We start from the raw sequence: 24,777 nt of genomic DNA, 5'->3' as shown, positions 1-24,777 counted from the left end.
CGTAGATTGAATGATGTCATCCCTGTAGTTGATAAAACGCTTCTGCGTTGTCGTGAAACAGTTTTCGCTGAAACGTTTCTGATTGGTCCTGCACGATCCACTTCAGCGCGTTGAGCCAGGACTCGTACGAGGACGTCATGGTGCAGACCGGCCAGTCGCCGCCGAAGAAGACGTGGTCTTCCCCGAATGTGTCCAGACAGAAATCAATATTCTGTTTTAGATCTTCGGGCTGCCATTTCCCTTTGGTGGCGGTCGCGACGATTCCCGAAATCTTGCACATCACCTGTTCGCGTTCTGCCATCTGTTGCATGCCGGTTTCCCAAGCGGCTCGATCCGCCTGCTGATCAGGCTGCACACTCATATTGCCGCAATGATCGACGATGAACCGCGTCTCCGGGCAGGCATCGACCAGTTCGACCGCGTCCTGAATTTCGGCCGGCCGCATACACAAATCAAAACTCAATCCCAGCTCGCCCAACAGTTGAATGTTCTGTTTGAACTGTGGCTGTAAACACATGCCCCGCGGCCGATCCGGATCGTGTAAAATAGTCCTGACCCCTTTTAAGAACGGGTTGTCGGCAAACTCTTCGAGGTATGTGGCAAAGCTCGCTTCCCCCGGCCTGCCGCCTATCACCGCACCGGCCAGCGGATTGTCATCCTGACTGCATAGCTCCAGAACAGATCGCGCCTCCTGTTGCTGCAGGTCCGGGTGGACATTGACTTCCATATACACCGACTTTTCGATCTGACAATTCTGCGTGGCTTCGAGATAATCATCCATGCGAAAACTGCACCGCAGTGGGTCCATGCCGGGTAATTCGAGCCAGGGCAGGTCAAACAGATCCAAATCCCAGAGATGGTGATGAGTATCAATAACGGGCATTGGATGCATGGCAGGGCTCCCCTCTTAAGAAATAGAAATGATGCCTAGTGCTTTCTCAAGCTAGAAATTGAAGGGTTGGGAGTGTTGTTGACGTGCTCCGTTGTCGTACTCTCGTTATATTTATCAACCCAATATTTAAAAATGAAACTCCACTAGTGCTTTGTCAAGCCTAGAAATTGAGGGGTTGGGGGTGTTGTTGACGTGCTCCGTTGTCGCACTCTCGTTATATTTATCAACCCAATATTTAAAAATGAAACTCCACTAGTTTTACTCTGTACACAGACTCATTGCAATTCACATTTCACTTCTGTTTACGCTGGTATTGAGCCCTGCAATCGGTTAGAAGTGAGCTTTACCCAATCAGCGTTTTCGATGAATTATTAGCTCGATGCAACCTTCCCCAATCCAACAGAATCCCCAGTCAGAATATGAGCAACGGCTCGAAATCCGGGCAAGCAAGGTACGGGCACTGGTTAAACAAAGTGACCAGTTTTCCACTCTCAGAGGCCTGCTGTTCCTGACCGCGATTGCTATTTTGATGGCGTCCACGATCTGGGGACTCCTTAGCCTGAAATGGATCGGACTCCCGGTGTTGGGCTTCGTGATCCTGGTCGTTCTTCACGCCCGTTGCATCCGCCGTCTGAAGCAGGCGCGACAGGCAGAAGCCTACTACAAAACCTCTCTGGACCGGCTGAACGACCAGTGGATCGACGTCCGCCCGACGGGAGACGAATTTTATGATCCCGAGCACATGTATGCCGGCGACCTCGACCTGCTGGGACGTGGCTCACTATTTCAGCTCATCTGCAGTGCCCGCACGAAGCTGGGGGAAGAAACCTTAGCACGCTGGCTGCTGTCTCCCGCGACCACAACCGAAATCAAGCAGCGGCAAAAGTCCGTTGAAGAACTGCGCAACGAATTGGACTTTCGCGAAGAACTGGAATTGCTGGAAGCGAAGACCCATAGTGAGATCGAACAGACCCATCTGTCGGAATGGGTCAAGCAGCCTCTGACCGAAGTCCCCGCTGTTTTGAAATGGGCATCCATGATCACAGGTGGCTTCGCTGCACTCTCAGTCATCAGCTGGCTGCTCTCCTATAGCGGAATCGCGCCGATTTGCGTGGCAATCATCATTCAAGTCTGCCTGCTGTTTTTCATTGGTCCCCGCATTCGCGAACTACTGAACCAGACCGATGAAGTCCGCGACGGATTATCCGTCCTCTCGGATGTCCTGTCTCTGATTGAACAACGACAATTTGAATCTCCGCACTTAAAAGCAATTGTGACAGCGTTACAGACAGACGGCGTTCCTCCTTCACGATCAATTGCCCAGTTACGACGGCAGATTCAGGGGCTCAACAACTGTTTTCGCAATCAGTTTTCCGCCCCTCTGGCGGTTCTGCTGGGAATTCCCTTTCATTACATGTTTGCCATTGAACGCTGGCTCAAACATGTCGGCCCGCATTGTCCCGAATGGCTCTCAGCTGTGGGAGAATTCGAAGCACTCTGCTCGCTGGCCGGCTACGCATACGAACATCCCCAGGATCCGTTTCCCGAGATTGTGGAAACAGACGCTGATGGCCCCCGACTGGAGGGAGTTGACTTGGGACACCCGCTGATCCCCCTGCAGCAGGTCGTCCGTAACGATGTCACTTTGAACGCGGAAAATCGGCTGCTCATGATCAGTGGTTCGAACATGTCGGGCAAAAGCACCCTGATGCGAACTGTCGGCACCAACTTTGTACTGGCAATGACAGGCGCTCCGGTGCGCGCCACCCGACTGACGGTTTCCCCCATGCAGGCGGGAACCGCGATGCGGGTGCAAGACTCGCTTCAGCAGGGCGCCTCGCTGTTTTATCAGTCCGTCGCACGACTTTCCGCCGTGGTTCATCTGGCAGATGAGCCGATGCCGGTCCTGTTTCTGCTCGATGAAATTCTGCAGGGCACGAATTCACACGACCGTCGGATTGGCGCCCAAAGCGTGATCGAAACCCTCATCGAACGGGGAGGCATCGGCATTGTCACGACGCATGATCTCGCTTTAACCGAAATCACTGCGCAGTTTGGCACGCAGGCAAAGAATGTGCATTTTGAAGACCAGCTGATTGATGGAAAAATGACGTTCGACTACCGCATGCAGCCAGGCGTCGTCAAGCACAGCAACGCCCTGGAGCTGATGAAGATGATGGGCATCGTACTGAAAGATGTCAAAACGGAAACGGAACACGAGCCTTCATAAAGTCGATCAACAGCGTCTCAGCTGACCAGATACATGGCGACCTGAAAATAGATTATCAGGCCCAGAATATCGACCAGTGCAGTAATAAACGGGTTCGACATTAACGCCGGGTCCATCCCCAGCTTGCGGAATCCCATCGGCAGCATTCCTCCTGCCGAGATCCCCATCAACACGACTAAAAACACGGCCAGCCCCACAACAGACGCCTGAATCAACTGCCCGGTAAATGCCCAGGAAATGAAAAAGCTGATCAAAGACAGCCCACTCCCCAGCAACAGTCCCAGCTGCAGTTCTTTTCGCAATAAAGCACGTAAATCGCCTTGCTGAATGTTCGACTCCAGCGCCATCGCACGAATGATCAATGTCGCCGACTGAGAGCCTGCGTTCCCCCCACTGGCAAGAATCAGCGGGATAAACAGAACCAGCCACTCGTATTTGTCTGAGATGGCTTCGTAATGCTCCAGAACCTTCGCGGCGAGAAACGAAGGCACCAGCAGAAAAATCAGCCAGCCTATCCGCTTCTGAATCACCGTCCGCAACGACGTTGATAGATAGCTGTCCTCCAATGGCTCGACCGCAGCCAGACGGTAGGCGTCTTCGGTTGCTTCTTCCTGCATAATATCGATCGCATCGTCGTGCGTCACAATCCCGACCAGTTGGTTTTGACGATCGACGACAGGAATCGCTACGAAGTCATATTTTGCCATCTGCTGTGCGACAAATTCCTGGTCGTCATCCACACGTACGGAAATCACATCTCGATTGATCAGCTCCGACAGAGGACGCGTGGGACGGGCAAAGATCAATTCACGCAATGAAACAATCCCCTGCAGACGACGCCCCTCATCAACGACATAGATATAGGATATAATTTCACTGTCTGGTGCCTGCAGGCGCAATCTTTCCAGTGCCTGCGATACAGATATATTTTCCGGCAGAGACGCATATTCGGTCGTCATTATCGCGCCGGCACTGTCTTCCGGATAGGAAAGCAGCTTGCGGATATCTCTCCGTTCGGCCTGCGCAATTAACGGCAGGAGTTCCTCGACATGATCATCATCCATCCGCGACAACAGGTCGACCCGGTCGTCAGGGGCCATCTCTTCGATCAGCTTGGAGAGAGGCTCCCGGTCAATCACACCCACAATTTCAATCTGTTGTGGCAGCGCGAGAAATTGAAATATCTCGGCCTGCTTTTCGGGAGTACTACAGGCAAGCACGCGCCATACATCCTGGCTGTTAAGCTCTTCCAGGATTTCTGCAGTCACCGCGGGATAGAGGGCCTCACAGAACTCTTTGATACCTTCCGTATCATTTTCATTCAGCATCACCTGAAGTTCTGGCAGCAATAATCGCCCATACATTGTTGATGTCCTTCTCTCTCACTGATGTTGCTTGATCAACAAATTTGACCCGGGCAAAGTGCCTGCCAGAACAGAGACATTGATTCACGGTCGACTTGAGCCTGAGAAATACCGTAAAAAAACACCCTCACTGGAAAATGTCGCCAGTCAGGGTGTCGATGACTTCATACAGACAACACAGAACTGTATCGCCTGAAAATAACCATTCGCAGATCAACGCTTGGAGAACTGAAAGCTCTTACGTGCTTTCTTGAAACCAAACTTCTTACGTTCAACCATACGGCTGTCACGCGTCAGGAATCGTCCGGCACTCAAGGTTTCATGGAACTGGTTATTGTATGCTTCCAGAGCACGTGCGATACCCAAAACAATCGCTCCGGTCTGACCTGTGGTTCCACCGCCGTTAACACGGACCCAGACATCAACTTTGCCAAATGTCTCAGTCGCCTTCAGAGGTGCTTCGACCATCTGGCGATCGCGTTCGACTTTCAGGTAGTCTTCCAGAGAACCGCCGTTGATCGTCAGACTTCCGGAACCGGCTTTGATCCGAACACGGGCAACAGCAGTCTTACGACGACCAGTTCCCATGGCGACACCGTGCTTGTCCAGCTTACCACGAATAACAGGTTCCGGCTTGATGACGTCGTCTTCCGCATCGCCTTCACCTTCAGTCGGTAGAGTGGAGCCCAGAGTCAATTCAGGAACACCAGAAGTCGTCGTCATTGTGTCGGCAGTGGCTTCTTCTGAAGTCGCTGTCTCAGCTTCGACCGGTGTCTGCTGCTCTGTCGTTTCTTCTGTTACGTTTTCTTCCGGAGTCTCATTTTCCATGACGGTCAACTACTCTTATCTTATTATTTTGAAAAGGAATAAATAGAAGTTCGTATGCCTGCGATTCTACTTATGGCAGCAGATGAGCGGGCATATCTTGAGGTTGCTGCGACTGATGTTCGTGAGTCGGACCTGCAAATAACTTGAGTTTCTTCAGCATCTGACGCCCCAGCTTGTTCTTGGGAAGCATCCGACGAACGGCTTCAGAAAGGACTTGTGTTGACTGTCCCCGTTCCAGTTTTTTTTCGGCAGTAACGACTTTCAAACCGCTGGGAAATCCACTATACGAAGCATAGCCTTTATTCAGCATCTTCGTTGAGAAGTAGGGATGAGAGTCGTGAGCAAGTTCCTTTCCGGAAAACCTTACTCTGTCACAGTTTACGACGACTACGTAGTCCCCGGTATCGACATGGGGAGTATAAGTCGGCTTATGCTTGCCCATTAAAACGGTCGCAATCTTTGTGGCCAAGCGTCCCACAATCTGATTATCTGCATCAACAACGAACCATTGATGATCGACAGTAGACGCTTTTGCCATATAAGTTTTTGTCGTAGACACCGGTCATTCCTCAAACGTAAACAATATAATATTCTACACTTATGTCAATATGCACTTCAAAAAGGCATGTCAAATTGTAGTGAAATATCCTCTCAGAGATCAGAAAAACGCCGACAAAGCGAGCGCATACCAATCGCAAGGGAGCGGATAACAGTAACCTTTTTAAGGTCCCTCTTCAACTTCAGCGAGGCGGAAAATCTGAGCTGGAAGACAAAAAAGCACAGAAAAGCCACTTTTTTGCTCGGGGCTCCCCTGGAAATTGGGATACCCGAATCTCCCGCCCCCGAATTTCCATACATTATCATAGAGGAAGTCTCTGAACCATAATTCTGACGAGAGAATTCGGCAGATCAGAGGTAGGACAGCAAACTCAACTGGAGCGACTGCGAAGTGATTTTCAGATTCGCCTCAAACGCCGTCTGTCGCTGAGTAATCTCAACGATCACTTCTGTCAGATCAGTGTGAAATTCGTTGGAAATCGCCTCTTCTATTTTGACTTCCTGATCCTTGAGGCGGTTATCGGCCTCTTCAAGGACCTTCATGCGGCTCCCGATATCAGCCCGCACACGGGTCATTCGACCGATTTCGACATCCAGCAACGCCCCAATCCGCTCAATTTCACGATCATCGCCATTCCTCAAGCCCGTTTCCAGCCGAGACAGCAAACTGATGACGCCCGTTGACTCCTTGGGATTGGGATCTTTACCAACCAGTCCCACCAGTGGATCATTGCCGGTCTCAATACCATCAATGCCCAGTGCATAGGCAATTTCAATCGGCGGAATTTCCAGAGGCCCCGTTCCCGAGGCATCAAAAATCGTCAGACCGTTGCCGGTCGTATTCAGTGTGGCCTGCAGCTTGATCGGAATAAAGTTCCCCTGCAACGGCACGGTATTAATCGCCCCCGGCTCAGTCACCGCCAGCCCCAATGCATCAGAAACGACATTGCTGGCAATACTCAAGGGTCCCGCCCCCGAGTTATCGGTAATCTGAATGGCATTCGTTGTGGGATCTATACTGGCAACCAGATTTCCCGGATCCACGGCATTAATCGAATCCAGGACGTCCTGCACGGTCGCATCACCGGCCAGACTTACATTCACCACTGAAGCATCGCGGCGGGTAATATCCAGTGTGGTCGCGCCCACGGGAACGCCCTGCCCCAGATTCAGATCTGCCAGTGGTGTGGTTCCGTCGAACGTTTCAAAATCGTTGATCTTGTCAATGACATCCTGCACTGTGACCGAACCACTGAGATCCAGATTGATGGTTGTTCCATCACGACGGATCACCTGGAGCTGGTTCGATGAATCAACATCGACTCCGCGACCATAATTCAATTCGGAAAGAGGAGTACTCGCGGAGAACGTCTCGATTCCCAGGCCGACGGCATTCGTGCCTCCATTGTTCTCACCAATCGAGAAATCGGCTCCACTGATGCGGCTGGAAATTGCCAACCCGTTCTGACTCTGATTAAGCCCCAGATTGAGATCAGGGTCTTGTGTACGAATCAGATTGAAGACATCTTCGATCGTTGTAGCTGTTGAAAGGTCAACGGTAACAGTTTTCCCGCCGTTATTGATGACCAGACCAGTGCCGGTCGTTGAGCCAATCCCCGTGCCGCCGTTCAGCGATGCCAATGTCGTCTGCAATGTGATTCCCGGATCAAGATCCAGTCCATTAATCTGCGCGACAGCCGTACTGGCAATTCCCAGATCTGTGGCGGACGTCGATCCCACGACATTGGAAACGGCAACTGTACCCGCGGAAGGAGTGAACCGCAGGCCATTCTGGCTGGTCGGATCAACGTCAACCGTCAGCGTTAAAGGGCCTGCCGAAAATGCATCTTCCAGCACGGTTTTGAGGTCCTGGATGGTTTCCGCACCAGAGAGATCCACTGTTTGCGTTTGCGGAGTACCATTGTCCAACGTGACTGTGATGGACCCCAGATTGAGACCGCGACCACTGTTCAAATCCGAAATTCTAGTCTGTAGACTCAAAGCAGGATTGATATCGCTGCCGACCTCAGGGGTGCTGGCAGCAAATGCGGAAATCCCATCATAATTATTCGGTAACAATGTTTGCACATTGATATAGGATTGAATCTGATGATTATCACCATGATAAACTACCTGGCCGTCCGCCCGTTCCTCGAAGGGAGTCGTGTTTGTCTGACTTCCTGAAAAAAGGTACTGTCCTCGAAACGTCGTATTGCCGGCATTCACAACCTGCGTCCTGAGTGAGGCAATTTCATTCGCCAACGCAAGGCGCTCGGATTCAGTCACCGTATCCCCCACGCCCAACAGTGAAATCGACTTTGCCTGATTTAGTGCGTCTCCGACACTCGACAGAGACGACTCACTCATTGTCAATAAACTGAGGCTGGTACCAATATTTGTCTGATACTGCGTCTGGCGTTCGTACGTTGACTGCAGAATAATTGTGCGCAGCGCCGCCCCGGGCGCTTCGCTGGCAATGGAAAACAGTTGCCCGCTTGCCACCTGTTGTTGCAGATTGACTAATTCTCGCGCATTGTCATTCAGCGAAATCTTCAAGCGTTCGGAAAGCATTGTTGAAGGCAGGCGGCCTGGCAATATGGGACCAATACTCATTTTTCATCACACCAAAAGAGTCAACGAAACAGAAAGAGAGAACAGCTTTGATCTCAAAAACTTCGCTTTCAAATATTAAGTAAAATCGTAAACAACTCATCGATCGTGCTGACCAGCCGTGCTGCCGACTGATAGGCTCGCTGATACGTCAAAACATTGATTGTTTCTTCGTCAATACTGACGCCGGAAAACTGCTCGCGCTGCCCCAGCAGAGATTCTCTGAAAGCGAGCGCACCTTCGGATAGTGCGGCCTCAGAAGCAGAAGCCTGGGCGATGTTCGAGACGACTTTTTCGTAATATCCATCCAGACTGATCCCCCCCAGAGAATCAACCGGATTCTCTGCAAAAGCAGCCAGCAGGACGGCGTTGCTTCCGTCAGAGGGACCTCCTCCCTGACCGGTTGCCAGAAACTGCTGATTCTGCTGGACGACCGAATTGATTTGAATATCACTGGAGTCAGCCCCTGTGAACAGGGTATTAATGCCAATCGCAGCCAAGGCACCACTACTGTCATTGGAAAAACGAAATTCGTAATCAGAGCCGGCAGTAATCGAGAGTCGTCCATCGGTAGAAACCGAAGAACTCAAATTAGCGACGCCACCAATGGCTGCTGAGAGACTGTTCAAGGTGGTATCAGCGCCGATGCCATCCAAGTCAACGTTAATCGTCGTCGTATTGGATAACCCCGTGGTTTTGTTCGTCACCTTGATCTGAAAACTGCCATGCGTTGCCTGAAAAGGAAGCCCGGACTGCGTGGAATTCAAGGTAGCCGTCGGATCAAGTGCACTGGACGCCGCCGTCAATTGTTCAAAACCAGCCGTCCCCTCACCAGACGCATGAATTTTGTTAAACTCAAAAATCAAATTCGAAGTGTATGTATCCAGCTGATCAACGAAGCTGCCCAGAATATCATCTCGGCCTTCGATCACTCCTTTCAACTCGCCACCCGTACGCGAAATATTACTGTTCGTCCGCGAGAGTAGCACTTCATGAGTCACGACACCGCGATCAGTCCCCGTTTCTAACGTCAGCTTCTGAGAGGATCCCGCCAGAACCAGATAATCGGAACCGGTAAATAAATCAATGGCACCATCGGTACGTTCGCGATAGCGAATGGGAATCAATTCGGAAAGTCGATTCAGTGCAGTATAACGTTGCGTTCTGAGTGCGCCAGCGTCGCTTTGCAGCAGACCGGAAGCTTCCAGTTTGGAAATCTTGGGATTCAGTTCAATGATCGTATCAATCAGCTCATTGGCTTCTTTGACCAGATTCTCAACATTCACCGACTGCACTTCCCGGAGATCATTCACACGCAGGCGCAACGAGCTGATTTCCGCAGCAAACTTTTCCGCTTCATTGATGACAAATTCACGATCCGGAATCGAATTCGGCTGATTCACGACATTATTGATGGTCGCTAAAAACTCATTCATGCCCGAGGAAAGGTCGCCTTCTGTCAGTTCCCTTAACTCAGCCTCCAGCTGTTTATAAATCAGGTTTCGTTCTTCAATCGATGAGTATTCCGTATTTGCAGAATGAATTCTCGTTTCCAGAAACAGGTCTATCTGCTGCTGAATCCCGGAGACTTCAACCCCCGTCCCCAGAACGAGTGCCCCCTGTCGAAACGGATCGGCAGCGTTGAGAACTAATTCTTCACGGATGTAACCGGGAGTGCCCGCATTGGAAATATTCTGGCCGGAGACCTGGATCCCGGTCCCGAATATTTCAAGCGACTGCTTGGCCATTGATAGCGCTGCATTAAGTCCCATAGCGAGTATCCCGTAACGAATGACGCAATCTTAACGCATCCATTCGACCTCCAAACATGGAGAGAAGAACTTAAGCCGATGCGTCAAAAATCGCCCCCCCTGTACTGCTTTCATTTTGCCCGTGTGAATAGGTGGGAACTTTTTGTCCTGAGTGAGCAATCAGTTCCAGAATCTGCGAATAGTGCTGATACGAACGTTGTGAAACAATCCACTGCACCCAGCTCTCATGACGTAATTTCTTTGAGCGTTCTTGCGCTTCCTCGATCTGCTGAAAAATGGCGGCACTTTCAGGCACCCCCATGCCGGTGAGCAATTCCTGCAGCGAGCCCGAAGGCAATCCCTGCTGTTCGGCGGACTGAAGCAATTGCTGTCGTCGGAGCAATACGAATTGCAGCTCCCGCGTCAGTTCTTCTTCGGCCAAGGCCAGCCGGTCAATCTGTTTGACGTCAACCTGCTTGAGCGCTTTCGACTTTTCCTGATACAGTGCGAGCAACTGTTTTTGGATGGGCTCTAAATCCTTGATGACCCCAACCAACTGCCCCTGCAATTGCTGATAATTGGCCTGCGTAGACGCAGTCTGTTCTGCATGCATGGGAGCCCCCTTTCTCCCGGATTACATATTCCGCCCCGCAGAGCGGAGAAAATCGCCTATCGTTATAATCGGCACAATCGATCCATCTCTCGCGTCTGATTTAACCAGAATCCTTTTTTAGAGTTGTAAAACCTGACTAATTAAGGTGTTGCACTGGGAGCGGTTTCCAGCGATTGCACAGATTGTGCGTTCAATTGTCGCGAAAATGCCGAAAACAGCGTATCTGAGAACGCACCACCCTGACCTTTGGCAAGGTCTTCTGAGATCTGCTGATCGAGTTGAGCCTGAAACATCTCTTCTGCCTGACCGCCATGAAAATAGGCAGGCTTATTTTGGGCAGACCGAAACGCCTTGAACATCTGTTTGTAAAACGTACCGGCAACAAAATCCTGAAATGTCTCTTTCAGTTCAGAAGAGTTTTGGTTTGCCTGACCTAATCCCTTGGGCGCATTGGCCGCCTCTGATAATAAGGTCGTTTGGTTGAGCGATGGTTGAATTCCAGACAAGGGGGTCATGACTGGTTTTCCCTGAAAAAAGGTTTAAACAAACGGGAGATTTAAAAACATCAGCGATGATCAATGCTCGTCATACTCGGCATGCAGTTTTCCCGAACGATGCAACTCGCGAATGATGCTGATGACATCTTCGGTCGGAACGCGCAATTGATTCAAAGCTTCGACTAACTGCTGCAGGCGTTGTGTACTCTGTTGTCCCTGCTGATCAACGACAGGCACAAAACCTCCCGGTAATCCCCCCTCAACATTTCCTACACCCACAGTCAGATTCTTATGTGAAATCACGACCGGACTGATTTCCACTTCACCGGTCACAACAACCGTTTGTGATTTTGGATTCACCACAACACGTGCCTGCTGATGGGGGCGATCAATGCCCACTTCCATCACGGCTGCTACGAATTCGACGGGCGACTCCATGTACTGTTTGGGAATCCGGATAAAAACTCTTCCCGGCCCCTGTGCAATCGCCAGTGCCTGATTTCCCGCTTCGAAACTGAATTCCGAGTTAATCACACGTGCGACTTCACTGGCGGTATGAAAACCGGCATGATGCCTGTCTACCAGCAGCGTGATCGAACGTGTTCTACGATCAATAAACGGAAGATCGAAATCCCGTTCCATGACCAGTCCGTTGATAATCTTGCCGGTGGCCAGCGAGGTTTCATCTTCCAGAATCACCGCTCCCGAACAGAGCCCGGCACCGATCCCATTTCCGATTTCCGGAGTCGCCACTGGGGCGACTAGCAAACGTCCGCCACGCAAACTTTTGGCCCCCAGCATCGAGCTGACAAAACAATCGAGTTTCTGCCCTTTGCGAATTCCGCTTGAGGGGATAGTGGCTTCGATCATGACCAACGCCACATTATTAGCAGCAGCCAGGTCTTTTAAATCAACCACCGGATTATTCAAATGTTTCAATGCGGCTGCCAGGCTGCGAATGGTTGGCAGATTTTTGCCTCCATCGCCGGTTCCATCCAAACCGACTACCAGCCCCATGCCTGTCAACTTGATTTCTTTCATTCCGTACACAGTACAGATATTTTCGATTCGCGTACGCGCCCGGAGTTCCGTGGCAGTAGACTGCAGGAAACAGACTGAAAGAATCAGCATAACAACAGATTGGAATGGCCGGATTTTCATAACACCTTCTCGAGGTAGATCAACATAAAAACATTGGTTTAAAAAGGAAAGAACCAGTCGTACAACACAACGCCCCAGGGACGCTTCGTACTCTGATAGACTTTACCTCGCTGATGTTTCTCAATATTCAGATTCGCAATATTTTCGCTTAACGCCGTATTGTCACGGTTTACATCTTTACTGCGAATTTCTCCCGTCAAACGATACTCCCAGACATCGCGATTCGTACGAATGCTTTTACGGGCTTCCAGAATCAGATTCCCGTTCGGTCGAATATCAACAACGATCGCCGCGATGCGATATTGAATCCCTTCACGGTCTGCCAACTGACCGGTACTCTGTAATCGGCCCTGCAACTGAGTATCGATTTTCGGGCTGTTCAAGGCAGCTGGTGCCAGGTTGCCCATTTCATTGATCCGCATGAATTCTTTCAACTCGGCTTTCAATGTCTCAGTACGATTCCGGTTAAAGCGGGAATCGACTGTTACACTCGATTTTTCATCAACCAGAATCGAAATGATATCGTGAACTTTCACAACAATCGGTTCCGGAGCCGGTACATAGATCAGAGAATAATCCCGAATCAACGGCGGTTTGCGAGAGGACGTGTATAAATCTCCCTGGCCAAACGTGTTTGCCAGTGAAGAAGTCAGCTTCAGTGGCTCGGATGAAAACCCGAACTCATCCACCTGGGCTGCCACTCGTTCCGTTTGCCTCTGTCGCTTGATTCTGGGTGATTGTATTTGCCCTGAATCATTGGCGGCGGAAGTACCCTGGGATGATCGAGTTGTCGTGTTCGGATTTGCTTCAACTGCTCCCGGCACTGCTGGAGATTGTGCCTGAGCAACTGAGGAACAAAACAATACGATACATCCCAGGGAAATCGCCTCCCGTAATACTGCCGACAGCCCTTGCCGTTGACAGATTCGCTCTCTGATTCCATGAATATCTATAACAGATTGTCGCTTTGTGCTATTGCGCTTCATCTTCGAATTCCCCCTCTTCGAATCACTGGTCTCGTTGTCTTACGGAGTCCACCGGTACGCTGAATACTTCCACTCGGTTCTGCCGTCCCCGAAATGAACTGAATTCCTGCTGAACGTTGGATTTCACTGGCAGGCCGGTAATTGACTTCGGCTTGATTGTAACCAGTAATGGTCGCCGCCAAACGATCGCGGCCTTCGAGGGCAATCAGAGTGATGGAGTCACCCATCCCACCCGTGCCGCGTGCTCGCATTTCTCGTTTGACGCTAATCCCACCACGTCGTGCATAGACCGTCACGATGGCATTATCACGTACCAGAGGCACTTCCATCAGATCCTGGCTCCGCATCACATTCGACTGGTGCACCGTCCGTGTCAGTTCCCGACCAATAACCAACCGGGGATCAGTGATGCCTTCCTGGTTTTTCTCAGGTCTGACCCACACTAGATCATCTGCCCGAATCACGGTCCCTTTATTCAAGGAATACTTGGCTGCCAGAATTTCGGGTACATTTTGGATCCGACAAAAAACGCGTACCTGACGTACCGTCCCCTGAGTATCAAGAAAATTCAGGCTAACAACCTGCTCTGTCTCCGCAAACCGGTTCAGATCAGGAAACCGAAATGTATCGGCGCGATTGGAAAGAATCACTGGAGCATCTACTGGCTGAACCCGTATAGTAAGTGTAAAAGCACTCGCATCGGGGTAATATCGCTTGATCCAGCCTGACAATGCCAGTTGTACTTTTTCTTCTGCTTTTTGAATGCTCTGTTGTGTTGTCACAGGATTCGCGGCTGCCGTTTTGGATGCCTCTTTCAAAGTAACGCGTACCTGACTCCTTCCCGTCAGTTCCAGCCGACTGAGATCCACACCCAGTGCCTGCAATCGACTGCGAATCTCAGATATGGTGATCACACGAGTTCGTCCCTTTGATGGTGCGGGCAACAAAGTCATCTGCTCCATGCGGGCAGCCTGTTCCGGATCGGCATTCAGAACATCGGCAACGTCTCCCAGACGTACAATCGGTGAATCAACAACAGCTGCCGACTTTAGTCGCAGGATCTCCGCGTTCAACTCGGCTCCTCTGCTCAAACAGCAGAAGACCAGTAAACAGCTCAAACACGAATTGATCCAAAAACGAGACATAAAAATATAAACTTTGTATTGGTAATATTGGAGTATGATCAGATTAGAAACGACGCATGTTGGCGACAGTCTGTAAAGCCTGGTCTGCTGCCTGAACTACCTGACTGTTCAATTCAAAATTTCTCTGCGTTTTGATCAGTTCGACTAACTCACGAACTGGTTCCACATTCGATTGTTCCAGAAATCCCTGACGCAACTGACCTCGACCTTCTGTCCCCGGATCGCCTACCTGAGCATTTCCAGATCCCGTTGTTTCGGTAAACAGGTTGTCTCCCTGTCGGAGTAAACCCTGATTGTTAATAAATCTGGCAATTTGAATATTGCCGGCAATCTGAATCTGAGTTGATCCCTGCTGCTGATAACTGACAACGCCATCTCCCGAGATTGAAACATTGATCGCATCCTGGGGAATCGAAATGTTTGGCTCCAGCAGATAACCTTTATCTGCAGACGCCATTACGATATTCCCATTCGCATTCAATGCAAAGTTTCCGGCGCGGGTATAAAGTGTCTGGGTTCCGTCATTCACCTGAAAGAAACCATCGCCGACAATCGCCATGTCATATGTACCATCGGTAGGTAAGATAGATCCCTGGCTGAAGTCACCTTCCGTACTCTGAACCCGTGCCCCGAGACCGAGACTGATCCCTGTGGGGGTGATATTACCGGCATTGTCCTGCACACCAGGCAACTTGAAGTGCTCATAGAAAATGTCTTCAAAATTCGCTCGGCTCTGCTTGTAGGCAGTCGTACCTGCATTGGCCAGATTGTTGGCAATCGTATCGAGATTGAAATCATTCACAGCCATGCCCGAGGCACTAGTATATAAAGCTCTGATCGCCATTGGTCGTCTCCTTACTCCCACAGCCTGTGTAACGGATTACATCAGGTTCACTTAATTCTTAAACTGTTTTCTTAACGGCGAGGCATACTTTGCAGTAATCGCCCCAACGAATCATCCTGTAACTTGATCATGTTGATATTGGATTCGAACATCCGGGTCGTGCTGACGAGTTCCATCATCTCTTCGACTGAGTTCGTACCGGACGCTTCCAGAAACCCCTGCTGAATATTCACAGCTTCTTTTGAAGGATCAACGCGCCCCGCAGTCGTGTAAAGACTGTTCCCCACTTTGACTAAATCATCGAGCGAGGAAGGCATCATCACCGCCAATTGACCAACGGGCCCTAAAGACTGCCCGCCGCTGGCAAAAGGAACGACAGACCCATCTGTGGCAATCTCTACGTGCACCGCTTCGGGAGGAATTTCGATCGGGTTCCCATCTTTTGAGAGAATGGGGAGCCCCTGGTCTGCTGTCACGAGACGTCGATCAGCGTCAACGGAAAGCGATCCGTTGCGAGTCAGAAAGGATTCTTGCCTGTTCCCAACCTGAAAAAAACCAGGACCTTTGAGCGCGATGTCAAATTCGCCTTCGGTTGGTATCAGAGAGCCATTTCCAAAGTCTGTTGTAATGGCTTCCAGAGTAATGCCGCCGGTATGATTCTCTAAATCACCGGGCAACGGATTCAGGTTCCCCTGCTTTTCATCTCGAGGAGGATTCATACGAAACAACGGAACATCACGTTTAAATGATGTCGTGTTTGCGTTCGCCATATTGTTCGAGAGCACATCGAGCCGAACCGAATTTGCATCGGCTCCCTGTGCTGAGAGGTACATGCCGTAAATCATCTTGATACCTGACTTGAACCGCTGAAACAGACTTCTCAATCTGAAGGCAACGAGAACAATGAGTTTCGATAGACACTTCCCCCCTTAAGTCTATCGGACCTCTTTAACAGGCATCTTTAATTTAATCGGAAAATTTAGACCATACACCCCATTTTCACATCCATGAGAAAGAAAAATAGCTTTTCCTCCCATTTTTATGGGCAGCATTAATGGCCTGGCTCAAAGCAAATGCTGGTATTCGAACGTATTACAGGATGCCCCTGGTAAAAATGGGGCATTTAAGGGGGTAGGTAAAAACACTCGGGCCGTATCGTGAAAACGGAAAAGAAAAGTCCATTTACACGTTCCTGGAAGACCAGCCATACGAATCATGACTGATCAATCAGCGACCAGAGAGTCGGCTGAGCAACCCGGTTGATTGCTCAGAAACCACAGCTCTGAACGGGAACTCGCTCGGTCTTCTTCTCCATCTCGACTTCAAACTGTCCCAGAAACTTTTGGATCTCAGCTCGATTCACCTGCACGTCATCAGGAGCTTCAACTCCCAGGCGAACTCGGTTTCCCTTAACAGATAGCACTTTGACAGAAATGTTGCCATTAATCAGGATCTCTTCATCCTTGCGTCTCGTCAGTACTAACATTGATGGACTCCTTTCTTCGGGGTACATTCCTTTGAAAAATTAACCGGCCCTGACATTTCAGAAATTAGCGAGTTACATCCATCTCACTATTAATTATACGCAGCAAACCTGGTTCCAGTTGGCAGAAAATCCAGAAAATTTAAAATAATTATCATAACCCTTAAAGTTTCATGAAAGAACCCTGTCTCTCATCTATCACCACAAAACTTCCTATTTTGAACTCACACAATTCAATAACGCAAGACAATACACTTTTGCCACAAAAAAACAGCGCATTTTGCTACAGCAGGGTAAACTTATGATAGCAGTTTCGCCAAATCGATCATTCTTTTCGTCTGGGACTGAGTGAAAGATCTGGTCGATACACATTGAGAGCCGTCTTCTTATCCGAGTCACCTTTCAGGAGTGCACCCACTGATGCCATTTTTTCTCAATCAGCGATTCAGCGGCTTAATCATCGCCGTCCTGGTTCTGACAACGCCCGTCTTTGCAGCAGACCCGAAGAAAAAGGGGCAGGAAAAGGAGGCATTACCGGAAATCGTCCCCGAAACTCCCGGATCAAAGGAAATGCCTCCTTTGGAAGAAGTGCTCACCATCGTCCAGAATTACTTTACGGGCTGGAAAGGCTACCAACCGGGCGATTTTATCACCCGCAACAAAATCAAGCCTCTCTTCAGGCAGCTGCAGAAAGCGGATTGGACCGTCAAAGAAGAGAAAAATATTCTGAAACGAATCCATGCAGAGACTGATTATCTCTCACGACAATTGAGTACCCCGAAGGGACTCAAGTTTATGCGCCGCGTTTCCCGAATGCCGGGAGGCTATGATCGCCTCGACCGCCTGATGGCCATGCCTTATGGCAAACGCAATATCCGGGACTTTATCAATTCCCCGGGTGGCTTCACGATGATTGAATACATGACAACCACCAAAGGCGGGAAAAATCTCGGCAAGTACCTGTCTCAGGCGAAGACAGGCAAGGGATTTAACCAACCCACGAGCTACATCTACACCGAGACAGAATTGATCCAGGCAATTAAGCAGGCTTATGAAACAGAAACTGGGCAAAAGAAAAAAAAGAGGTAGAAAATTTCACCCTTCCAGATTGACTCCGAAGAACTCGGCACTCTCTGCAATATCTTGCTTACAGTCTGCAATTAATTTCTGGATCTGTGCTTCATCAAGATCAAAAAACGAGAGCAGGATATCTTCGGCTTCCAGATACTCTTCTGATGCGATATTCCATAATGAGCCAGCGAGCAGAGTCCCTGTTCGCAAAGCAACCCCCAGAGGACAACCATGCTGGTTTGTGTCATGATGGTTTTCGACGGCGGTCACGATTTCCACGGGAATATCCCAATGATCCAACAGCCGTGCTCCCAGCAAAGCATGATCAAAACCAAAATACTGGCGTTCTCCCGTGATCAGCGCTTCGCCATGCGGGTAGCTCTCATAAATCAGACTGTATTGTTCGCGTTCGACCTGGGAAAACACAAGAATTCCCACATCGGCTAACAAACCTGCGGTGTAGGCTTCGTCCTTTTTCAGACACTTATGGTGATCGGCCAGATAAGAGGAGATCGAAGCAATCGTCAACGCACGTTGCCAATAGTCACAAAAGATGCGACCTTTACTTCGTTTCGTCAGCGACTCCACCATCGAAAAGCTGATCGTCAACATCCGAATCGCGTCTTTTCCCAGATAGGAAACGCCATGTTTGATGCTCGTAATCTGACGGGCTACGCCATACTTGGATGAATTCACGACCTGCAGAATTTTGGCAGCCAAGCCTGGATCATGCTCGACACATTTCACAATATCATCAATGTTACTGTTGGGATCACGCGTTAACTGCAAAACCTGTTGCGCGACTTTCGGAGCAGAGTGTAATCGGTCCAAACGTTGTACAAATGCATCAGCAAGATCAATGGGGTCTACTCGATTATCTACTAACATGACCGTCCTCTTTTTTTGTTGTTGCTATCGTTTCTCAGTTAGAAAACCCGATGATTACCGTTCAAACTCGGGATCATCCAAGTAAATCTATCTTTGAGAAAAAGCAGGCACGGTCTTAAATTGAACTTCGAAAACCAATTTCATGATTCTCTGATGCGACTCTTCCAGAAAAAACGATCAGTCCGGTTATAGCGGAGTAAGACAAAAAACAGCCAACAGTGAAATCCCTCCCAACTCAGACAGTCAGCAGAATTTACTTCAGGAGTTGAAGCCCTGACTCCTGAATCTCGTAAGGCACGAGCGACTCATCGACGGGACTGCCCCGATGTTTGGCGATGTGCAGCGCCCGGCTCATCCGGTTTCCTTCCCGAATTTTTCCCATCAGAATAATGGTGTTGGCGTTGGATAAGACATCGCCGCTTTCAATGGGACGCTGAATTAAATCATCCAGCATCACTTCGTGTGTCGTCAGCAATAACAGACAGCCGATCTGCTGAAAATCGTAGCGGTGCTGTTCGACCTCGGCTTGATGACTGCGAAACTGAGCACGAAACAGATCACGGGCCACCCAGTCGCATTCTTTCCGCAAAATCTGGTGATACACATATTCAAAGGCATGAAACTGGAACGAATCACTGGCGCGCTCTGTTGGCTCGATCCCGTCAATCACCGTCCGCCGGACTCCATGCACAAAATTGGCGTAGAAATAGGCAATTGCGGCATCCAACTTTTTGACAAATTCCAGCTTCCATTCTTTCCACTCATCCAGTTCCATATCACGCCGGGTCACTCTGCGGCCGCATTGACGAAACAGATGCTGATAATCTTTCCGCGCCAGATCCGCATCCCAGATTTGATCCAGATCGAACGGCGCATCAACAAGCTGTTCTCGCAGCTTCCACTGAAACAATCGCTCCGCATAGTCGCTGTGACTTTGGGAATCACCGCGGGTTGCCATATCGAACAGAATCCCGGCTTGCCCTTCCTGCTGCAAACCCGCTTGTGCGAACTGCAGCCCCAGCTGCGTTTTGCCAATGCCGGTCGCGCCCAGCACCACCGTCAACTTGCCAGGCAATAAACCTCCTGAGAGCATTTCATCCAGTTCTGGAATTCCCGTTTGTTGTCGTAGCTCTGCCATGTTCGAAATTTTCTTCGCGGAAAGACCCTCCGCGCCTTACAGTTATATAAGTGATGAAATACTTGGAAGCCGAAGATTAGACTGAGATGAACCGATCGCGGGCAGCCACGTTCCAATGGTCGACGACCTTCCCGCCACTGACCACCGTAACCGATTTATGCAAGGCGGAAGTGGGGCAGACGTGACGGGGGATCGCCAGTAGTTCATCGCCAGGTTGAAATTCGTTCGCCCGCTCGGTCATCACAACCAGATGCTCTTCATTCTGTAATACGGCTTTCGCATCCGGCAGTTCGGGAAACCGGCAGCGATTTTGCATCGCCGGGTCAGAAGCAATTGCCTTGTAGCCTAAATCGAAGGTAACCCGATCCGGCCCGGGGCGACTGATCACGCGTGTTAAAACCAAAGCCGCAGGCGTAAATTTCAGATCGGGAAATAACTCACCATACCCTACATCATGCAGCACGCAGGTTCCCGGGCAGACTTCGATGTCCGGATCATCGATACCGGCGAAAATCGGGAACGAGCCCGTAGCACCCGCCACAATCCGAGACACCTTCAGGCCCTCGGTAAGCAACTGATCCCGAAGCTGACTCACATCGTTCCATACAGCGAGCACCGCTTCTTTGCGTTCCTGAAAATCGACCTGATGATTCTGGCCGTCATACACGTGCAATCCTGCGGCAATCAGTCCCGGTGTATTCGCAATCATCTGATATAATTCGACCGCCGCAACACCAGGTTCCAGTCCTGTTCGATTCTGCCCGGTATTTAAATCGAGCAGAACTTCGATCTCGACTCCAGCCGCCGTCATTGCTTCGCCCAACTGTTCGACAGGCGTTGGATGATCGGCTGTGACCTGCAGCGACACATCAGGCCAGCGTTTGCGGAACTCAACGGCCCGTGCAATGTTCGGCCCCACCAGGTTATAAGCCAGACAGATATCTTTGACGCCTGCCTCCGCCAGCATTTCCGCTTCCGCAAACGTAGCTGCCTTATGCTTGAGGATTCCCAGCGAAAGCTCCAGCTGAATGACTTCACGCATTTTATGCGTTTTGCAATGCGGGCGTAATCGGCTGGGATCGCCCACCAGTTCGATCATCTTCCGCAGATTGTCTTCAAGCAGATCCTTAAAAATAATCATTCCCGGCGAAATAATCTGACTCGTATCGTCTATCTGGTAACATGCATCCATGAGAAGGCCTGATTACTCGTTTAAAAATTAAATACCCTGGAAGAACACGTTTTCCGCCGTCTTTTCCAGAATCCACTCTTTATCATTCGCAGACAGAAACGGCAAGCCGTTCTGGATCAATCCGATGGATGCCTGATAAGAATGATCACCCTGGACCTGATAGGGACAATCTGTGGCCCACATCAGGCGATTGGCACCAAACGCCTGATACACTTTTTTGATCAGCGGCAACAGATCGTGATACGGCATCTTCTTCTTACCCAACGCATAAAAGGCGGACACTTTCACATACACATTCGGATGTTTGGACATCTTGCACAACAGATCGACTTCTTTCGGATCGATCTCACCTGTGACGCCGATTCTGGCGAGATGGTCAATCACCACGGTCGTATCTCGATGCTTCTGGCACATCTTATCCAAAGCAGGCAAGCCGTCGGGATTCATCAGGCAGCACATCGCCATGCCTTCTTTGGCACCGGTACTCCACATCTCTTCCATGCAGTCACCGTCCAGCCACTCATCCACCTTTTTGGTTTTGGGTGCGATGCGAAATCCACGCACGCCTTTCTTTTTCAGCGAGAGCATTTCCGGCGTTGGATTCTCGCCCTTCTGATTGATCACCGCCACACCCGAAAACATGCCCGGATACTTGGCCATGCAATCCAGCATGTAGCTGTTATCAAATCCGTAGAAGGACATCTGGATCAGCACCACCCGATTCACGCCAACGGTCATCATCTGTGCCTGCAGCTCTTCCGCAGTAAAACTGGGGGGCTGCATATCAGAGACCTTGTACCCTGGCGCCAATGGATATTTTTTAATATCAGGAGTCCAGACATGCGAATGTGCGTCGATATATTCCATAGCATGATCCTCTGATGAAAAGTGTTTGAATCACAAAGCCGAAATCAGGACTTGGCTTTGGTTGTATAAAAATATTTATGTACCAGTTCATCGGAAGGCGGGGCGGTCAGTTTAGTGACAACAAATCCGGAGATGAACGAGACAGACAGTCCGATGATGATCGGATCAAAGTTAAATAACTGATACGGCTTGAAGAAGCTGCCATTCACAAAAAATCCGGTGACGTACATTGCCAGATGCACGGAGAACCCGCCCAGCATTGCCCCCATCGCACCGGCGGCATTGACGCGTCTCCAATACAAGCCGTAAACAATCGGCGCCAGGAAGCTCGCGGCCAGACCACTGCCCACATACACGATAATATCCTGAAGGAACTTAGGCGGGTTAATCGCCACGATCATCGCCGCGGTTCCCACCACAAATGTGACCAGATAGCTTAACAGTTTGATCGTTCGCTCACTCGCTTCCGGATTCAGATTCCGTTGATACACATCGCGAACCCAGGCGGAAGAAATCAGCAACAGAAAACTGTCCACGGTCGACATGACCGCAGCAAAGGGCGCAGCCACCAGGAGACCAGCCAGCCAGCCCATCTGGATATTATCAGTCAGCAAGACCGCCATTTTCGGCATGATACTGTCCGGGTCGCCTTCCATTCCGGGAAGCAGAACCCGGGCACAACAGAAGATCAAAACGAGCGGAAAGTAAATCAACGTGTAATAAATGGCGACCGTACAAATCGAACGCTGCAGCGTTTTGGTATCGCGAAATGCCATCAACCGCACCATGTTGGCCGGCTGACCTGTTCCCGAAATCGCCCACATAAAGAAGAAGGAAATCGCCAGGCTCAACGGCAAAAAACCGCTGGAACTGCTTGGGCTCGGCCCCGGTCCGACCACATAGGTCCCCTGCTGGGTTCCCTCTTCTCCGTAGGCATATGCTTTTAAGTCAATGTTCGAAACACGGACTCCCTCCAGGAATTCTTCACTCTCCCTGCGTGCCAGAATGCGCTCGATATCATCCAGTGTTGTCAATTGCAGAACCTTGACCTCATTCACTGTCGTCTCACCTGCTGGAATCTGAGTGGCACGCGTCACTCGAAATAGCAGGGGAACATTTGAGTCGGGAATCGGCTTGTCGGTGATCCAGGTGCCCGCATCAATGCGCAGTAACTCCTCGCGGGGTTTGTCCAGCGTCAGAGTGATCCCCCCTTCATCTTCAGCCGATATCCGCGGCGGCGTCATCTTCGCCATTAACTTGGTGGTATGCTCCAAACCTCCAGACTGAGAAATCGCCAGAGGCAGCATGATGATCACACCAATCACCATCACAATCCCCTGCATCACATCGGTCCAGACCACGGCATGGAAACCGCCATAGGTAGTATAGAGAATCACAGCGATACCAAAGACGAGCAGGCACAGCAGATATTCAGGACTCTCCGCACTGTTTAAATAAGGAATCCCCGAGACAGCATTCGCCAGGCTGCCTGCAGTGCTTTCAAACACAGTCACTCCATCCAGTAGTGTCTGCAGGATTAAACTCCCCGCTTTGAATTGTGCGACCAGATTGATCGACATGAAAAACACGATCAGCGAAACGGCCATCAATCCGAGCATCTGACTATGAAATCGATCACGAATCACATCCGGCACCGTGATCGACCCCGAACGCCGCGCGACCTGGTTCAGCCGTTTACCGATCAGGCCCATCGTACAAATCGGCACGACCATATAACTGCCAATCCACAGTGCGAGAATCCAACCATGTGTATAAATTTTAGAGGGAAATCCGGTAAAGCTCCCACCGGAACTGCTGGTCGCGGCAAACGTCAAAGCAAATGCCCACACGCCCAATCCACGACTTCCCAGAAAGTATTCGCTCAAAAAGCTTTTGCTTTTCAACAGGCGATTCGATAAAGCGGCCAGCACAAACACAGCCGCCGTATAGATTAAGAATGAGACCAGCGCTGCATTGGAACCTTCTGCTGCCAGTACAAGCGGCAGGCTGTTAGTGGTATCAGATAGAAAATTCAAGACTCATCCCCCCCGGCAGTTGCATCCTCTTGTTTTGCGTGCATCTCAGCAATTTCTTCTGCGAGATCTTCACCTTCGTGAGCTACTCCGAGGTCGTCTTCTTTCATAAAAAACAGGCAGAACCAGATTGTGAAGACATCAGCCACCAGCCAGGGAAAGGCGATTCCCCAAAAGACCCAACTGGGAATCCCCATGGTGGTTTCCACAGTTTCAGGATCAAGGCCTGTCTGATAACCATTCATGTAACAATAGGGGACTGCCCACAATAACGCGACTACCCATAGGCCCAGAATGATCCAAGCCTCGCGTTTCGAGTGTAAAAAGACAGGGTCAAGTTCCATTGACTCTGTGTCGTTCGACGGTGTGGTGCTCATGGCACGGCCCTCACTTCTAATCGAAATACGCGCTTTATAAATCGTTGAGCGAACGATTGTACTCTTGATCCTGACGAGACACAAAGGACCTCCGCTGGAATGCAGATATTTTTTCATAACTGAATTCACCGTGACAGAAACGTGAACAGACTGTTATACTGTTTTACAAATAAAACGTTTGAGTTTTACCAGTAAAACCAGACGCGAATTTCATGCGCAATCCTGTTCCATGTTTGGGAGCGATCTTCT

Annotated in this window: 22 protein-coding genes; 2 read left to right on the top strand and 20 right to left on the bottom strand. The window is 50.1% G+C overall.

From position 1 onward, the window contains the following. Positions 1 to 16: 16 nt before the first annotated feature. On the bottom strand, positions 17 to 892 hold the full coding sequence (locus Enr17x_RS04740; RefSeq protein ID WP_145306383.1) for an amidohydrolase family protein: 876 nt from the start codon (positions 890 to 892) through the stop codon (positions 17 to 19). A gap of 379 nt (positions 893 to 1,271) precedes the next feature. On the opposite strand from Enr17x_RS04740, the gene Enr17x_RS04735 reads away from it, so the two are divergent. Then, positions 1,272 to 3,122 (top strand): MutS-related protein, encoded by a 1,851-nt coding sequence (locus Enr17x_RS04735; protein WP_145306381.1) that lies wholly within the window; start codon positions 1,272 to 1,274, stop codon positions 3,120 to 3,122. 17 nt (positions 3,123 to 3,139) lie between these two features. Here Enr17x_RS04735 and mgtE read toward each other — a convergent pair whose 3' ends face one another. The 13 genes from mgtE to csrA all read right to left on the bottom strand — a co-directional run bounded on the left by mgtE (position 3,140) and on the right by csrA (position 16,965). Beyond that, positions 3,140 to 4,486 carry a magnesium transporter gene (gene mgtE / locus Enr17x_RS04730; RefSeq protein ID WP_145306379.1) on the bottom strand — a complete coding sequence of 449 codons (1,347 nt, stop codon included), beginning with the start codon at positions 4,484 to 4,486 and terminating at the stop codon, positions 3,140 to 3,142. Between the two features lie 213 nt (positions 4,487 to 4,699). Then, positions 4,700 to 5,314, bottom strand: a complete 615-nt coding sequence (gene rpsI, locus Enr17x_RS30335) for a 30S ribosomal protein S9 (protein WP_390622520.1) — start codon at positions 5,312 to 5,314, stop codon at positions 4,700 to 4,702. A gap of 70 nt (positions 5,315 to 5,384) precedes the next feature. After that, entirely contained in the window at positions 5,385 to 5,852 is a 468-nt protein-coding gene (gene rplM, locus Enr17x_RS04720) for a 50S ribosomal protein L13 (RefSeq protein ID WP_145313909.1), read from the bottom strand. Positions 5,853 to 6,223: 371 nt separating this feature from the next. After that, positions 6,224 to 8,485 (bottom strand): flagellar hook-associated protein FlgL, encoded by a 2,262-nt coding sequence (gene flgL, locus Enr17x_RS04715; RefSeq protein ID WP_145306377.1) that lies wholly within the window; start codon positions 8,483 to 8,485, stop codon positions 6,224 to 6,226. A gap of 68 nt (positions 8,486 to 8,553) precedes the next feature. After that, positions 8,554 to 10,254 (bottom strand): flagellar hook-associated protein FlgK, encoded by a 1,701-nt coding sequence (gene flgK / locus Enr17x_RS04710; RefSeq protein ID WP_232100947.1) that lies wholly within the window; start codon positions 10,252 to 10,254, stop codon positions 8,554 to 8,556. Between the two features lie 70 nt (positions 10,255 to 10,324). After that, on the bottom strand, positions 10,325 to 10,846 hold the full coding sequence (flgN, locus tag Enr17x_RS04705) for a flagellar export chaperone FlgN (RefSeq protein WP_145306375.1): 522 nt from the start codon (positions 10,844 to 10,846) through the stop codon (positions 10,325 to 10,327). A 140-nt stretch (positions 10,847 to 10,986) separates the two neighbouring features. Continuing rightward, a complete protein-coding gene (locus tag Enr17x_RS04700) occupies positions 10,987 to 11,361 on the bottom strand; it encodes a rod-binding protein (RefSeq protein ID WP_145306373.1) in 375 nt (124 codons plus the stop codon). 60 nt (positions 11,362 to 11,421) lie between these two features. Beyond that, the gene (locus Enr17x_RS04695; RefSeq protein WP_145306371.1) at positions 11,422 to 12,504 is read right to left on the bottom strand and encodes a flagellar basal body P-ring protein FlgI; all 1,083 of its coding nucleotides are present in this window, start codon (positions 12,502 to 12,504) and stop codon (positions 11,422 to 11,424) included. A gap of 38 nt (positions 12,505 to 12,542) precedes the next feature. After that, entirely contained in the window at positions 12,543 to 13,490 is a 948-nt protein-coding gene (locus Enr17x_RS04690) for a flagellar basal body L-ring protein FlgH (RefSeq protein WP_145306370.1), read from the bottom strand. Continuing rightward, positions 13,487 to 14,563 (bottom strand): flagellar basal body P-ring formation chaperone FlgA, encoded by a 1,077-nt coding sequence (flgA, locus tag Enr17x_RS04685; protein WP_198000970.1) that lies wholly within the window; start codon positions 14,561 to 14,563, stop codon positions 13,487 to 13,489. Before flgA ends, Enr17x_RS04690 begins: the two co-directional genes overlap by 4 nt. 115 nt (positions 14,564 to 14,678) lie before the next feature. Next, positions 14,679 to 15,479 carry a flagellar basal-body rod protein FlgG gene (gene flgG / locus Enr17x_RS04680; RefSeq protein WP_145306367.1) on the bottom strand — a complete coding sequence of 267 codons (801 nt, stop codon included), beginning with the start codon at positions 15,477 to 15,479 and terminating at the stop codon, positions 14,679 to 14,681. 71 nt (positions 15,480 to 15,550) lie between these two features. Next, positions 15,551 to 16,324: a flagellar hook-basal body protein gene (locus Enr17x_RS04675; protein WP_145306366.1), complete on the bottom strand. Its 774-nt coding sequence runs from the start codon at positions 16,322 to 16,324 to the stop codon at positions 15,551 to 15,553. 422 nt (positions 16,325 to 16,746) lie between these two features. Beyond that, positions 16,747 to 16,965, bottom strand: a complete 219-nt coding sequence (gene csrA, locus Enr17x_RS04670; protein WP_145306364.1) for a carbon storage regulator CsrA — start codon at positions 16,963 to 16,965, stop codon at positions 16,747 to 16,749. A gap of 417 nt (positions 16,966 to 17,382) precedes the next feature. Between csrA and Enr17x_RS04665 the strand changes: the two genes are divergently transcribed. Beyond that, a complete protein-coding gene (locus Enr17x_RS04665) occupies positions 17,383 to 18,051 on the top strand; it encodes a hypothetical protein (RefSeq protein ID WP_145306362.1) in 669 nt (222 codons plus the stop codon). A 6-nt stretch (positions 18,052 to 18,057) separates the two neighbouring features. Here Enr17x_RS04665 and Enr17x_RS04660 read toward each other — a convergent pair whose 3' ends face one another. The 6 genes from Enr17x_RS04660 to Enr17x_RS04635 all read right to left on the bottom strand — a co-directional run bounded on the left by Enr17x_RS04660 (position 18,058) and on the right by Enr17x_RS04635 (position 24,528). Then, positions 18,058 to 18,921 (bottom strand): HDOD domain-containing protein, encoded by an 864-nt coding sequence (locus Enr17x_RS04660; protein ID WP_145306360.1) that lies wholly within the window; start codon positions 18,919 to 18,921, stop codon positions 18,058 to 18,060. A 253-nt stretch (positions 18,922 to 19,174) separates the two neighbouring features. Beyond that, positions 19,175 to 20,059 carry an RAD55 family ATPase gene (locus Enr17x_RS04655; RefSeq protein WP_145306358.1) on the bottom strand — a complete coding sequence of 295 codons (885 nt, stop codon included), beginning with the start codon at positions 20,057 to 20,059 and terminating at the stop codon, positions 19,175 to 19,177. Positions 20,060 to 20,135: 76 nt separating this feature from the next. Next, positions 20,136 to 21,251, bottom strand: a complete 1,116-nt coding sequence (locus tag Enr17x_RS04650) for a D-TA family PLP-dependent enzyme (RefSeq protein WP_145306356.1) — start codon at positions 21,249 to 21,251, stop codon at positions 20,136 to 20,138. Between the two features lie 27 nt (positions 21,252 to 21,278). Then, entirely contained in the window at positions 21,279 to 22,118 is an 840-nt protein-coding gene (locus Enr17x_RS04645) for an amidohydrolase family protein (protein ID WP_145306354.1), read from the bottom strand. 44 nt (positions 22,119 to 22,162) lie between these two features. Beyond that, on the bottom strand, positions 22,163 to 24,154 hold the full coding sequence (locus tag Enr17x_RS04640; RefSeq protein WP_145306351.1) for a sodium:solute symporter family transporter: 1,992 nt from the start codon (positions 24,152 to 24,154) through the stop codon (positions 22,163 to 22,165). After that, a complete protein-coding gene (locus Enr17x_RS04635) occupies positions 24,151 to 24,528 on the bottom strand; it encodes a DUF997 family protein (RefSeq protein ID WP_145306349.1) in 378 nt (125 codons plus the stop codon). Before Enr17x_RS04635 ends, Enr17x_RS04640 begins: the two co-directional genes overlap by 4 nt. Positions 24,529 to 24,777 lie beyond the last annotated feature (249 nt).

Origin of the sequence: Gimesia fumaroli (assembly GCF_007754425.1) — a bacterium.
In the GTDB taxonomy this organism is placed as follows: domain Bacteria; phylum Planctomycetota; class Planctomycetia; order Planctomycetales; family Planctomycetaceae; genus Gimesia; species Gimesia fumaroli.
This window is presented reverse-complemented; position numbering and strand designations above follow the sequence as displayed.